Annotated in this window: 16 protein-coding genes; 3 read left to right on the top strand and 13 right to left on the bottom strand. The window is 41.0% G+C overall.

What is annotated here, in order from left to right; genetic code table 11:
* Window positions 1-193: 193 nt before the first annotated feature.
* Genes EHQ43_RS17770 through EHQ43_RS19630 form a run of 8 tightly spaced genes read right to left on the bottom strand, consistent with a single transcriptional unit; the run spans window position 194 to window position 7,704 of the window.
* A complete protein-coding gene (locus EHQ43_RS17770; protein WP_135771917.1) occupies window positions 194-1,021 on the bottom strand; it encodes an LIC_10740 family protein in 828 nt (275 codons plus the stop codon).
* The gene (locus tag EHQ43_RS17765) at window positions 996-2,108 is read right to left on the bottom strand and encodes an N-acetylmuramoyl-L-alanine amidase family protein (RefSeq protein WP_135771916.1); all 1,113 of its coding nucleotides are present in this window, start codon (window positions 2,106-2,108) and stop codon (window positions 996-998) included. Before EHQ43_RS17765 ends, EHQ43_RS17770 begins: the two co-directional genes overlap by 26 nt.
* Window positions 2,072-3,685, bottom strand: coding sequence for a DEAD/DEAH box helicase (locus EHQ43_RS17760; protein ID WP_135771915.1), 1,614 nt, complete (start codon window positions 3,683-3,685; stop codon window positions 2,072-2,074). Before EHQ43_RS17760 ends, EHQ43_RS17765 begins: the two co-directional genes overlap by 37 nt.
* Before the next feature lie 8 nt (window positions 3,686-3,693).
* Window positions 3,694-4,527, bottom strand: coding sequence for a class I SAM-dependent methyltransferase (locus tag EHQ43_RS17755; RefSeq protein WP_135742359.1), 834 nt, complete (start codon window positions 4,525-4,527; stop codon window positions 3,694-3,696).
* Window positions 4,524-6,632: a tetratricopeptide repeat protein gene (locus tag EHQ43_RS17750; RefSeq protein ID WP_135771914.1), complete on the bottom strand. Its 2,109-nt coding sequence runs from the start codon at window positions 6,630-6,632 to the stop codon at window positions 4,524-4,526. Before EHQ43_RS17750 ends, EHQ43_RS17755 begins: the two co-directional genes overlap by 4 nt.
* Window positions 6,633-6,641: 9 nt before the next feature.
* Window positions 6,642-7,064, bottom strand: a complete 423-nt coding sequence (gene nusB / locus EHQ43_RS17745; protein ID WP_135742361.1) for a transcription antitermination factor NusB — start codon at window positions 7,062-7,064, stop codon at window positions 6,642-6,644.
* Window positions 7,061-7,528 (bottom strand): 6,7-dimethyl-8-ribityllumazine synthase, encoded by a 468-nt coding sequence (gene ribH, locus EHQ43_RS17740; RefSeq protein WP_135742362.1) that lies wholly within the window; start codon window positions 7,526-7,528, stop codon window positions 7,061-7,063. The genes nusB and ribH overlap by 4 nt, the downstream gene beginning before the upstream one ends.
* A 23-nt stretch (window positions 7,529-7,551) precedes the next feature.
* Entirely contained in the window at window positions 7,552-7,704 is a 153-nt protein-coding gene (locus tag EHQ43_RS19630) for a hypothetical protein (RefSeq protein ID WP_167481823.1), read from the bottom strand.
* 105 nt (window positions 7,705-7,809) lie between these two features.
* Here EHQ43_RS19630 and EHQ43_RS17735 point away from each other — a divergent pair, with 105 nt between their 5' ends.
* On the top strand, window positions 7,810-8,247 hold the full coding sequence (locus EHQ43_RS17735; protein WP_100719587.1) for an SET domain-containing protein: 438 nt from the start codon (window positions 7,810-7,812) through the stop codon (window positions 8,245-8,247).
* A gap of 85 nt (window positions 8,248-8,332) precedes the next feature.
* Here the strand turns inward: EHQ43_RS17735 and EHQ43_RS17730 are convergent, their stop codons facing one another.
* From EHQ43_RS17730 to EHQ43_RS17720, 3 genes are all read right to left on the bottom strand, one after another.
* Window positions 8,333-8,539 carry a hypothetical protein gene (locus EHQ43_RS17730; RefSeq protein ID WP_135742363.1) on the bottom strand — a complete coding sequence of 69 codons (207 nt, stop codon included), beginning with the start codon at window positions 8,537-8,539 and terminating at the stop codon, window positions 8,333-8,335.
* A 66-nt stretch (window positions 8,540-8,605) separates the two neighbouring features.
* The gene (locus EHQ43_RS17725) at window positions 8,606-10,192 is read right to left on the bottom strand and encodes a glycoside hydrolase family 57 protein (protein ID WP_135754382.1); all 1,587 of its coding nucleotides are present in this window, start codon (window positions 10,190-10,192) and stop codon (window positions 8,606-8,608) included.
* Window positions 10,192-10,983: a DUF4912 domain-containing protein gene (locus EHQ43_RS17720; protein ID WP_135742365.1), complete on the bottom strand. Its 792-nt coding sequence runs from the start codon at window positions 10,981-10,983 to the stop codon at window positions 10,192-10,194. The genes EHQ43_RS17725 and EHQ43_RS17720 overlap by 1 nt, the downstream gene beginning before the upstream one ends.
* Before the next feature lie 77 nt (window positions 10,984-11,060).
* Between EHQ43_RS17720 and hpf the strand changes: the two genes are divergently transcribed.
* On the top strand, window positions 11,061-11,348 hold the full coding sequence (gene hpf / locus EHQ43_RS17715) for a ribosome hibernation-promoting factor, HPF/YfiA family (RefSeq protein WP_135742366.1): 288 nt from the start codon (window positions 11,061-11,063) through the stop codon (window positions 11,346-11,348).
* A gap of 6 nt (window positions 11,349-11,354) precedes the next feature.
* Window positions 11,355-12,227, top strand: a complete 873-nt coding sequence (locus EHQ43_RS17710; protein ID WP_135771913.1) for a hypothetical protein — start codon at window positions 11,355-11,357, stop codon at window positions 12,225-12,227.
* 111 nt (window positions 12,228-12,338) lie between these two features.
* On the opposite strand, the gene EHQ43_RS17705 is transcribed toward EHQ43_RS17710, so the two are convergent.
* Window positions 12,339-12,896, bottom strand: a complete 558-nt coding sequence (locus EHQ43_RS17705) for an LIMLP_12425 family protein (RefSeq protein WP_135771912.1) — start codon at window positions 12,894-12,896, stop codon at window positions 12,339-12,341.
* Between the two features lie 4 nt (window positions 12,897-12,900).
* Window positions 12,901-13,506, bottom strand: coding sequence for an RNA polymerase sigma factor (locus EHQ43_RS17700; RefSeq protein ID WP_233440819.1), 606 nt, complete (start codon window positions 13,504-13,506; stop codon window positions 12,901-12,903).
* Between the last annotated feature and the right edge of the window lie 36 nt (window positions 13,507-13,542).

Here is a 13,542-nt window from a genome sequence, read left to right as displayed (position 1 = left end):
AAATTAATTCGAAGAAAATGGTATGTTTTTAGCGAAATTTGGCAATATTTGCCATTTTTTGAAGGAATTTATCGACTTTAGCGATTTATTTTTTTTAAAAAAAATTCTATTTTTCCCAATACGATCATCGGTATTTCTCCATTTTCCATAAGCAAATTTTGAAAAATGGAGAAAAATAGCGGGAAACCCCAAATTATCGAGTGGCGAGTGGAGAAATGGATCCCCATTGGTACACGGGATTCATAGTACCTGAGAATTTATGTTCGATTGATTGGATCTCTTTAAAGTTTTCAAACAAAGTCGCATTTAATGCACGTAAGGTTTGTTCCATTGCCTGGATCCTACGTTTGTTGAGTACCTCTTCGGATTCTTTTGGACCGGTTTCTGATCCACCTGTATAATAGGTGATGGTATCAACAGGTGCATTTGGATTTTCTTCTTCAGAGTCCAAGTTTTCGCCTTCCGATTTGGTGCGAGGGAGTCTATATTTTTCCATAATGGACTCAAGGCGGTTTACATTCCAATCCATTACCAATTTTTCATTTTTCCCCACAAACCAAGATTGTTTTAAGGCAAAGCGAATATCCAAAAGTTTTTTAGGTGAAAACAGTTTACCATCTTTTGCCAATGCTTCCACGGAATCAAAGTAAGGCGGAGCACCTACTTCGCCTACGATCTGATAAATTAAATCAACTGCTTCTTCCCTTTTCAAAACTTTTCTGTGGATAGGGATTTGTTCGCCTTCACCATTCGAGATATAGATAATAATTGGTTCTCTATGATCTAAAGAAGGATAGGAATACAGCTGGAAAGGAAGTAATAAACGGAATGGATTTTGTTCGGCTAGTATAAAAAAACTAAAGAATAAAAGTAAACTGAACCAAGAGGCAAACAAAAATATAAAATCGCGAGTGAGTTTGGTTTCTCCCGTTCCAATTTTATAAAACTGTATTGAGATTCTTTTAAGAAATTCCCAGAAGTTCTTAAGTTGTTCTTTAATCTTTTGAAGATGCGTATTCATGAATTCCTTTAATCACACTCCGAGCAATTTTCTTTTGGAAGGATTTGTCCCGTAAGCGTTTACTTTCTTCAGGGTTTGTCAGATACCCCATTTCCACAAGTACAGCAGGCATAAGGCTTCCTCGCAAGACGGAAAAATCTGCCTTTTTCACTCCACGAGAGGGAATTTCTGGGCTTAAATCTTTTTCATATTGGTCTGCCACCGCAAATGCCAATTTTTTGGAACGCCTTTGGGTCACACTCGATAACATTTGGGATTGGATTTGGGACACAATGGGATTTTTATGTTTTCCAATATAACGATTTTCCACAAGGGCCGTTTCTCTTGCAGCTTCTGTACTTGGGCTTTGGGAAAGGTAATAAACTTCAAAACCTGCGGCTTTGTCCGAAAGGGAAGCATTACAATGGAAACTGATAAAAATAACATCTCTTGTGTCTCGGAGCACTTGGTTTGCAAATTTAGACCTGTCCTCCAGTTCCACAAACCGGTCATCTTTTCGAACCATTTCCACTCGGATCTCAGGATAATATTTTCGAAGATACAAATACGTGTAACGTGCAACTCCTAAACTCACATCTTTTTCGAAGGTTCCAGTTGGATCCGAAGTTCCAGGGTCTTTTCCACCGTGTCCCGCATCAATGATGATTGCCTTTACAGCCAAACTACGTTTGGGGACTGTTTCTTTGGGTAAAAGAACCCACAGTTCTCCCTCTTTGAATTGGTACCGAACATCATATGCAATCAAATTGAGAAAAATCGCTTCTACCAAATCCAATGGTAAATAAACATCTTCGTCTTTTTTTAAAATGGCTTTGGGAATTTTATAAATTTTACCATCCAGTGTATAAAAACTGCTCCCAATCCGAAATTGAACATTTCCTTGTGGGGTATAAATTCCACCTACTCGGGTATATTTCCTAAGTTTGGTGGAAAGTTCTGGTAAAATGGTTTTGAGATCGGAAAAGGCAACGTAGTTCCCTTTCCCATATAGCGGAAGTTTGGCGACTTCTGCAAATACAAGACAAGGGAATAAAAAGAAAAAAAGTAAAATTAATCTTTTTTGAAGAATGAAAGAATTCGTTTCCAAATCGATTGTTTTTGTTTTTTAGATTGTTTCACTTCGTTGATATCAAAGAGATTTCGTCTAGGATCATTTTTTTGGAATGATTTTCTTTGGTCGTTCTTTTTCTGGTGAGGTTTGCCTTTCCCATCTTTTAGATGTTGTCCATGTTTGAATTCATGGTGTGTCATCTTGGCAGGGTGTTTATGACTTTCATTGGATGGACCATGTGAATGCCCTCCGGGATGACTCATTTTTGCAGGAGGGTGACCACCCGTTTTCCCTTTGTGACGATTTCTATCACCTGACCGGTGTTCGCCTCTCTCTCCACCACGTTCTGTGCGATCCCCTCGCCCGGATTGTTCTCCCCGTCTTGGTTTTCCACCCCTGCCACCACGTTCGCGGTCTTGGTATTTTTTCTCACCAGGGATCACTTCGTCAGCAAATACAGGAGTGAATTCACCTGTAGGGAATTCCAAATATTCTTCGCGGATTTCACCGACAGGTATTTTCGAGTTTAAGTATTTTTCGATTCGTTCTAGTTCTGTGTAATCCGTTTCGGAACAAAAACCAATCGACTTACCTTTTCTTCCCGCACGTGCAGTTCGTCCAATCCGATGAACATAATTTTCAGCATCTTGTGGAAGGTCATAATTATACACTACATCGATATTTTCGATGTCGATCCCACGTGAGGCAACATCGGTTGCGATCAGGTATTTGTATTTTCCAGCTTTAAAATCACGAAGCAGTCGGATCCGTTTTTTTTGGTCGAGTTCCGAAGAAAGTCCCGTTGCTGTGATTCCATATTTACGAAGCACAGATACTATCTTTGGAATATTCATTTTGTAGTTTGTAAAAATGATTCCAAGACCTTCGATTGGATAGTTTAACAAGGAGTTGACGAGGTATGGGAGTTTTTCTTCCCTTCCCAAATGTAAAAGGGTTTGGTCGATCCGTTCGGTGATGACTTTTTCCGGATTGATATGAACTTCAATGGGATCATTCAAATACCGGCTCGCAAGTCTTACCACTTCATAACTGAGAGTGGCACTAAACAAGAGTGATTGTTTTCTGTTCTTACATTTATGGAAGATGTACTTGAGGTCTTGGACAAACCCCATATCGAACATTCTGTCCGCTTCATCTAAGATCACTACTTTGATGTTTTCCAAAGAGAGACCATGGTTTTTCACAAAATCAATGAGCCGACCAGGTGTTGCCACAATGATGCAGGCTTTGTTTCCGAGAGCTTGTTCTTGTGACTTGTAATCGGTACCACCAATGATCGTGGCAACTCCGAAGTCTGTGAACTCGAGGAGTTTTTTTGCTTCTTCTGCAATTTGGATGGTTAGCTCTCTTGTGGGTGCAAGGACGAGCGCATACGGAAGTGCTTCCTCTTCCTCTGCCGAGAGAAGTCTATGCAGAGTGGGAAGTAAAAATGCCATTGTTTTTCCAGTTCCGGTTTGGGCAAGACCTGTGAGGTCATTACCTTCCATGGCGAACGGAATGGATTTGGCTTGGATGGGAGTGAGCTCAGTGTAGCCAATTTTATCTAGGGCTTTTCTTAGAGACTCATGGAAAGGTAATTCGTTAAATTTCATATTGGATTTCAGTGTTTTCTTTTTCTGGCAATCAGTTCGATGGTATCACCATAAGCAAATTGGTTTGCATACAGTCGATACAGCCATTCGGGGAGTTTGCCTCGGAGGCCTAAATCCCGGTAGGAGTGATACGACATAGGTCTAACATAGTTCACGTCAAAGCCAAGGATTGACAAGAGTTTTTTCAGAGAGTGGACAGAGTAGTCAAAAAAGTGGTCGGAAGGATGAGTGCGAAACCATTCGTTTGGATTTGTTTGGAAACTTGGTCCGAAACTAGAAGGAACCGCTAGATACAAACATCCGCCTGGTAATAACCAAGTCGTTAGCCGTTTCCAAATCCCTTCGATGTCTTCAATGTGTTCGATCACAAAAAAAGCGGCGATGGTATCAAAAGACTCTTTCCATTCTGCCTCTTCTACGGCAAGGACAGAACACCTTTCGACAGTCAGCCCAAGTTTGGTTTTCGAGTATTCGACTTCCTTCGGAGAGAGTTCGAGTCCTTTGGTTTGGTAACCTGAGTTCCGTGCTTCATCTAAAAAAAATCCGGCTGCAGATCCAATCTCCAAAAGGGATTGGTTTTGAAATGGTTCCTTCCTATTTTTATCGCCTGACTGAATCGGAACCCACTTAGACAAGTTTCTCAGGCGACGTTTTGCCATGGCACGCAGGTTTGTTTCATCTTCATAGTAAGACTTATTGTACTGGGACATGTATTCTTCCATGAAGTAACTGTCCCCATACTCCCTTTGTTTTGCAGGTAAGTATCGCAAAACATCGGTATGTCGGCAGATTTCGTAAAATTCCGGGAATTTACGATGAGGGATAAATTCAAACAAACTCAATAAAAGGTTCTCTTTTTGGATTCCAAAGATTTTTCATATTGGGCTCTTGCCGCCCTTTTGTTTTCATAGGCTTCCGACAAACTTGGATTTAAGTCGATGGCTGTTTGGAAACTGGAAAGTGCACGTTTGAATTCCCCATTTTTAAAATAACAAACTCCCAAGTAATTATGTGCTTTGGAAGAAATGGTAGGTGTGACATCGGAACGAGTGATGACAGTTAATTCTTCGATCGCTTTTTCGCGGTCTACAAGGGATCCTGAATCAATAAGGATTTTGGCAAGAACAAGCCTTGATTCCATATCTTCAGGGTCAATATGGGTGGCACGAAATGCTTCTTCTTTTGCTTTTTTCGAAGTCCCTGAATTCCCACTACTCGCATAACTTAAAGCAAGTTTTCTGTGAGCGAGTTTGATTTCTTTTGGATCTTTTGCATTTTCCAAAACATACACTAACATCTTTTCGGCGGCTGGGTAATTTTTGGTTTGGATGTATACGTCGGCAAGTTTCAGCCTTGCCTCATAAAGTTCTGGTTTCCAGGCAATCGCTTCTTCGTATTCTGAAATCGCTTCCGAATAATACCGATTTTCTAAATAATAATCCGCAATGGCAAGTCTTGAGGGAACATGGTTTGGATCAAGCGCTTGGGATTTACGTAACGATTCAATCGCCATGGTAGGTTTTCCTGCATGTAAGTAGGAAAGACCCAAATTATAATACGCAGATTGGTTTTTAGGATTTAAAGAAAGGGCCCCTTCAAAGGCTGCGATACTTTCTGAGTATCTTTCCATTTCATCTAAGATGATCCCAAGGTTTACGTAAGCGGTTTCTGAATAGGTATCCCCAGGTGTTAGGCGGATGATTCTGCGGAATAGGCTTTCTGCCTCCACAAGTTCCCCTTTTTTGTAATAGAGCTCGGCTAATGCAAAAAGAGAATCTACATCTGACGGTTTTAAGAGCAGTGCTTTTTTTAAAGCAGTGATTGCCATATTGGTTTGCCCCATGGACAAAAACGCATCGGCAATATAGCGGTACACTTCAGGTTCATTGGCATTGGAATCAAGTGCCTTTTGGAAGTATTTAGCAGCTTCTTCTGGGACTTTTTTTTTCAAATACACCAAACCTAAGTTATAGTAAGCTTTGGCATCCCCCGTTTTCAAACGGATTACTTCTCTGAAATAATACTCAGCCCTGTCATAATCTTCTCTTTGGTAAAAGATTGTTCCTAGGTGGCCATAGGACAAAACAGCTGTTTGGGAATTAGGGGCGGTTTGAACTACCTTTTGGAATTCAGCTATTGCTTCAGCGATATTCCCTTGTTTTAGATAACTAATGGCAAGGTTATACGTAAGTGTGACATCACTTGGTGCTAGGGCTTGCCCTTCCTTATACGCTTCAATGGCACTTGTTGGGTCCCCAATTTCTTGGAACAAGTTTCCTTGTAAGAGAGCCACTCTATAATCATTCGGTGCAATTTCTTTGGCACGCCCTGCGGCACGCCTTGCTTCTTCAAATTTCCCTGCATGTTTGAAAGCAAGAGACAAATTATAAAACGCAAAATAGTTTTTGGAATCGTATTGAATGGCTTTTTCCAATCGTTCGATGGCATTGATGTAACGCCCTGCTTCATCATACATGACACCAAGGACTGTGAGAGCAATGGATTTGTCTTCATCACTGCCAGGTGAATTTAAAAACTCTTCACAAACAGTCCCCACTCGGTTCACATAACGGTTGTGATAAGCATTGAGGCATGCCGCAAGTTTTGGGTTCACCGAATCATCTGGAAGATAGGGTTTATCAACAAGGAGGTTCAGTGCTTTTTTATCTGTGGGTAAGTCTTTTAGGACTTTGGCAATCTCTTCAGGATTTTGTTTTTTTTGTAAGTACCACCAATAAGCGGCGGTTAAAAACCCGAGGATGAGAAGGACAAGAAACGACCAAAACAAAAACGATAAAACAGGCCGCCTTACCGTTGTTTCTGATTCATAAGTTGTTTCTTTTTCTTTCTCTTTGCCCAGGTTCCTTAAGTATGGATCTTCCTGGTAATAACTTGGCTTGGAGGTTTGTTCCTCAATGCGAAAGCGGTTTTTTTGGATGGGATCCATTTCTTTATTTTAGTGGGAATCTTTAGGTAAGATCTCCTTCTTATAGAAGGCATCGAGTAGTCCGTTGATGAATTGCGCTGATTCGTCCGTTTCAAATTCCTTCGTGAGTTCTACCGCTTCATTGATGACAACGGGCGCAGCAAGGAAAGGTTCCTTCTGCAAACTAAGGATTGATAAACGTAAAATACAACGATTGACCACGGAAATACGCGAAAGTTCCCAATTCTCCGAATACTTCTTGATTAGAGTATCGATGCTTTTTCGATTTTCGACCACTCCTTTCACTAGAAAGATAGCATAATCCTTTTCTTCTCGGGTGATTTTTTTGTCGTACCAATCAAATTTCATGGCACGATCAGGGTCGGTCCCCACCAAATCAATTTGGTAGAGGCACATCAGGGCAAGACTACGCCCACGGTGTCTGGAACTCATCCGATCTCTTTGAAAAGATTTGCCATTTCAATGGCTGTGGTGGCCGCTTCATACCCTTTGTTTCCAGCTTTCGTTCCTGCTCGTTCGATCGCTTGTTCAATGGATTCGGTGGTGATGACACCAAAAATCACTGGCACTGATCCATCGGCAACAGATCCCACTTTTGCCGCTTCACCCGAAACCAAATCATAATGTGAAGTGGCCCCGCGGATCACAGCACCTAAACAAACGATGGCAGAGAATTGGAATTTTTTCGATTGTAAAACACGTTTCACGGTTTGTGGGAGTTCAAAGGCTCCCGGCACGTAGATAACGGTGACATCAGAGTCCTGAATCCCGTGTTGTCTGTATGCGTCTTTTGCCCCTTTTAAGAGAGACTCTGTGATGAATTCATTGAACTTGGAAACGATGACACAATGTTTTTGTCCGTTTCCAATTCGTGTTCCTTCCAATTGTGCTGTCATGTATCCAAGTTCCTAAAGAGGGCTTATTTCGCAAGACGAATGACAAGGGTAATTTTCCCATCAGGGTTTTCCACCACTTCAAAACCATCACGTTCGAGTGCCTTTTTGGCTCGGTAAATGGCCAAATTCACAACATTGGTTTTTTCTTCCGTTTGTTTTTGTGGTTCCCGTTTCATAGGCCCCCCTATCCCTTTAAAGTTCGGAGAGGGACATGGTGAATCTTAAATGCCAATGGCTTTACAAGGGAGAATTGTTTTCCTCTTATGTCATATAGGTAGAAAATGAAGAAAAAGAAATCTGTAAAGAAGGCCAAAAAAAGAAAACCGGTAGTGTATACCGAGAAGGATTTTATCGTTAAACCATCTTCTGTTCCCAATATTGGCATGGGACTTTTCACCAAACAAACATTATATAAAGGTGATACTGTTGGTTATTACATGGGTAAAATCATTACCGATGAACAAGCAGAATCAAACAAATACGTGGATTCAAAATACTTACTTTGGATCTGTAAAGATTGGTGGATTTATGGTGAGGGCCGTGAATCAAATTACACTCGTTATATCAATCACTCCTCTAAACCCAATGCAGAACTCATCACTTCCGTCAGGTGGAAAACAGCTAGGTTTAAGGTATTAAAGACAATTAAAGAAGGCGAAGAAATCTTTTTTGATTATGGAAAGGATTATTGGGATAACGTAGACTTCAAACCGAAGTGATTTGGTTTTCGTCGCTTGGATGATGATCAAAACCCGCAGGGAATCAATTCGATTTTGCGGGTAAAAACATCATTCGGTTTTAAGATTATAAGATACCTTGACCAAAGGGAGAAGGTTTTCTTGTGACCTGGCTTTTTTCCGCCTCTTCCAGAGATTCCACATAACGAATGACAGAATCATCCATGCGGTACACCCCTTCTTGGGTTTCGCGGTGGTTCCATTGGCAAAATACAACGTTGGCCAATACAAACAAAGCAATCAGAACTAAGGGAAAACGGTAAAAATTCGTCATAAAAACCCTCCGATCCCCTCCAGTTTCCAAAACCTGCGTTTTGAAGGCAATACTTTTAGAATAATTCTAACGAAAATCTTCTGGCCGGATATCGGGGAAAGCGTTATTTTCGGCCTCCGCTGCTTCTAAAACGGACATGTCCACTGGCCCGGTGAGCATTGCATCCAATGCCAAAAACAAATTGGTATGTACATTGGTCCGGCGAATGGCATAATCCACCATAGTCCCAGTTTTCATGATAAAGGCCCAATCACTACTCTGTAGGAGCAACAATTCACGACCCATTTGTTTTAGGATACGGATTTGGAGATCTGTACCTTTGGCAAACTCATGGACTCGTTTGTGCATCCGAATGCTAAGAGAATGGATGAGCGGGTAGATCCAATCATTGGTAGCATTGAGCCATACTTCCCCATACCCATTTTCTCCCCAACTTGACATCTTCATTTCGACAGATTGGATCCTTGGCAAGGCACGTGCTGCTTCTAATGGATGAGAAAGTTGGATGGTATTTTGGTTGAAGTGGATTTTTTTGAATAAAAACTCAATGAACTGAGGGCCTTCGTACCACCAGTGACCGTATAACTCAGCATCATACGGTGAGACAACAACTGACGGTTGTTTGTTTGTCGCAAAAAGCTGTTCTGCTTGACTAATCCGTTTTTGTAAAAAATCTTCTGCGTGGTTGCCTGCGGCTTCCATCGCCCAATCGGGATGGTAATACCCTTTGTCTGAAGTTCTCCCTGTGATGCGGTAGTACTTGATGCTTGTGTTGATGCGGATTCCATTGGAATGGAGGTAAGGTGATATCTCTTCCCAAGGAAGGTCATGGCCGATGTCACGGTAGTATTCCCTGTATCGAAAGTCTCCAGGGTAACCATCGATAGAACTCCAAACCTGTTTGCTACTCTCTGGGTCTCGCCCAAAGGCAAATACCCCACTTCCTACTTCCACGGGAGCATACACTCCAAACTTAGGTCTTGGGTTTGCATGGGTGATCCCATGTGTGTCCACAAAAAAATACCGAAAACCCTCGCGGTCGAGTTCCTCTTCCAGTTTTTCTGAGTACCCACATTCCGAAAGCCAAATGCCTTTGGGGTCTCTACCCCAAATCCTTCGGAATGTCCTACGACCATTTTTCAACTGGGAACGAAAGACCGAACTTTCAGAATCATAAAAAGGCAAAAAAGCGTGGGTTGCAGGGCTTGTCATCGCTTCCAATTCCCCTGATTCGATAAAGGGTAAAAATAACTTCGTTAAATCTCCGTTTGTCTCTTCAAAGATGGATTCGGTATCTATAAAATGTTCAAGGTATCTTGTTGCCAAATACTGTAAATGTGGGTCTTGACTCGTTCGTTTGGTTTCGTGTTTTGCGAGTGAAATTAGATTTTTTAAGTATTTCCGAAACTGGTTTTGTAAGTATGGATCTGTCATCATCTGAGACAGGGTTGGTGTGAAGGACATTGTGATCCGAAACCGAACAGACTCATCCTTTAAATTGCGAAACACTCGAACGAGAGGGATATAAGTTTCTAAAATGGCTTCATTGAACCAGTTTTCTTCGATAAAAGGTGTGTCATAACCTGGGTGTCTAACAAATGGTAGGTGGGCATGCAGGACAAACACCAAATGCCCTTTTGCAGATTGGTTCATCAGAGAAATCCCTTTCCGGAACCTGATCCATTCGCAAAGGGAAAGTTCTCACTCGTTTTTGTGTTGGGGTTTGTGCTTTGGTTTCTCGGATGTACATAATATCCACTTGGATTTTCATCCCGAAAATAGAACTCTCCACTCGGGCTTTGTACAACAAGTCCATCTTCTATCCATTGGGGATGGATCCATTCTTTGTCCAAACGAAATGACTCTGTCCCTTGCGGAAGGTCTTTTCCAGTAGAATGTAAGGAAGGAATTTCTTTTTGGTTGTACGATACAAAGATCGTACATTGGACCATACGGACGGGAAACATAAACTTTAAATAATACGATTCGGTAAAAGGAGGAAGGTCATGCCATTCGACACGATCACTGCCAAACACATTTTGGTATTCGACTTTCAATCGAAAGATAAGCCCATCAGTATTGGCAGATTCTAATTCATTTGTGATTCGATCCAAAGTCTTTTTTGAAAATTTCCAAAAAACAAACGTTTCTTTTGGCGATCGAACGAGGACTTTGATCAGATCCTCTGCTTCGAAATTTGGATGTTGGGTAAATTTGGAATCATTGTAAATTTTGGAAACTGATGGTGTTTCTGTTTTTTCAGTTCCTTTCTTTGGAACAACTTTTGTACTCACATTTTCATTTTTAGAAATTATATTCTTTGTCTTTTCGTTAGCAGAGCGAGCAAGTTTCGTAACAACCTTTTTTTTGGCCGCTTGTTTTTTTGCAGCTTTTGTTTTCTTTTCTTCCTCTGCCATGACTACAAGGAGTATGCCCCGAAACATCCTCCTTCAATTCTTTTTTATTTGACGTTAGCTTTTTTTCTAGAATACAATCATTCCATACCAAATTGGGACAAATTATGAAAATCAATTATACTTGGAAACATTTAGACAGGTCTGAAGCAGCTGAGAAATACGCAGATGAAAAACTAGAACGTGTGACAAAATTCGTTCAAAAAATTGTATCTTGTGAAGTTTCCTTTGAAGCCATCCATGGAGAAATCCACGCTAACTTAAAGTTACACGCTGATGGAAACAACTTTAATGCACATAACCAAGACAAAGACATTTATGTTTGTGTCGATGGTTTAGAAGACAAAATCATCTCTCAAACAAGCAAACACCACGACAAAAAAAGCCAACACTAATCTCTTATGATCCAGAAGTCAGAAGAAGCTCTCACCTACCTTTCAAATGGTGAGTTTGAAACTGCAAAGTCTATTTATTCTGTACTTTTGGATCGAGATCCCGAGGATCTCGCAACCATCAGCGGGTTTTATATTTCTAGTTTTTGGGACCACAGACTTGACCTCATATTAAAAACAAGAGAAGGAAAAGAACGTGGGAAATTATTACTGCAACTTTTTTCAGACTTTGAAACGGAAGTTCGTAAACGTGGATTCCAAAACACGGATAGTTTTTTTGTCACACAAGATTGTATCCTAAAAGAAGCAAGGGACCATTTAAAACTAGCTTACCAATGGGAAGGTTCAAATGCTCTCGACAAAGAACTATTGGGTGACCTAGCAAGGAGTCTCATTAAAATCCAAGATTATACCATGGCTATAGAAGTATTATTATATGGTGGGAACAAACAATCCCCTGCCCTATTGTACTACTTAGCTGAATCTCAAGTGATGACTGGGAATGAAAGGGAAGGCATCGAAAACTACCGCACTGCATTCCTCAATGACCCACAACTTTTTCCACTTACAATCGTTCGCTGGCCACCGATGGTTGGGCTCATCCAAAAAGCGGCTGAGTTAACTGAAAAAGAGGAAGAAAAAAAGGAACTTGTGCCAGTGTTTGCTTGGAAATCAGGTCTTTTTACCCCCAGTTCCAAAAAAGAGGAAACCACCATCCAAATTTGGTATGCGGAACTAAAAAGACTAACGGATAGTAAAGAGAGGAGTGGTGGGAATTTCCGATTGGAAGCAAGGATCGAACAATTTGCCCTTGCGATTCTCCATTCTGCAGACGAAATCCGCTCTCGGGACGCTGTTTTATTTGCTAAGAACTTAGTTTAGAAATCTCTTCGTTTTAAATCCAAAAACAAAATGGGAGTTTATTTAGAGGAAGTCTGTAAGAGTGCTGACACCATTGACTTTCGAATAAAAGCCAATGGCGAATGGTAAATGTTATCGTTCTACGGATTCAATGAGGAGGTGAAGCTCTTCTGCCGCTGCATCCCTTCCTGTTTTTTCATAGTAGAGTTCGAGTTCACGGAGTCCATAAACAGAACCTGGTGCCGAACGTAAGTGGTCAAGTAACACTCGTTTTTGGTAGGATTCACTTAAATCAATACTTGTTGGTTCGTATTGGTAGTTATTTTGTTCAATCACAACACCAGCCGAATCATTTTTAGTGAAACTGGTATCGGTTTGGCTACGGTTCATTAAAACAAAGACCAAACTCACTGCCATCACTGCAGAAAAAGAATACTGGACGGTTCGGTTTTCGATCAAATCCCGAAGAGAAAAGAAGGAGTTTTTTTCTGTAGGCCTGTCAATCGAAACCGATTCTAAAAGGTTCAGCAACCGGACATCAAAGTCATTGGACATCCGAGGAAGGATAGTATCTTCTTTTTCTTTGATGTGTTGGAAAAGAGAACAAATTTTATTCTCTAAAACCACAGAATCAGTGTCTTCTGGGAAGAGACCTGGGTATTGTGCACGAAACCAATCTTTTAAATTCATAAACCTATTTTTCAAAGAACCCTTCTCCTTTTTCATCTTTCTGGATGAGGTGCTTCAAAAACTCCTTCGCCTTAAAGAGACGGCTCTTCACTGTCCCTACATTACATTCCATGATCTCCGCAATTTCGTTATAAGAAAGGTTTTCAAAATAACGAAGTTCGAGCACTTGTTTGTAGGAATCTTCTAACAGAGCAATCTTACTCATTAGATAACTGGATTCCTCAGAAAGTTCCAATTTTTTTTCATATCCGACACGAGAATCCACAAATTGGTTATCCCCTGAGTCATCCATGGGTTTTTCACGTCCGCGTTTTTTCTTAGCAAGTAAATCCTTGGACTTATTCACCACAATGCGATAGAGCCAAGTGTAAACACCCGCCTCCGCACGGAAATTTTGAATCGATTTGTAACCAGAAATGAGAGCATCTTGGACAATGTCTTCGGCGTCATCACCGTCTTTGACCATGGAAACTGCTTTTCGGAAGAGCCTCTCACGAAACGGAGAGACAAGGGTCATATAGGCAGTCGGATCCCCTGCTTTGATTTTTTGGAGTAGGATTTTTTCCTTCTCCCGCAGGGTCATATTTTTGCCTTCTAGGGGTCTTGGCATCAGAACCTAGAATTTCGAAAGCGAGAAATCAATCAA

The organism is Leptospira bouyouniensis (assembly GCF_004769525.1).
Lineage (GTDB): Bacteria > Spirochaetota > Leptospiria > Leptospirales > Leptospiraceae > Leptospira_A > Leptospira_A bouyouniensis.
Note: the sequence above shows the minus strand (reverse complement) of the source record. Positions and strands in the feature narration are given on the sequence as shown.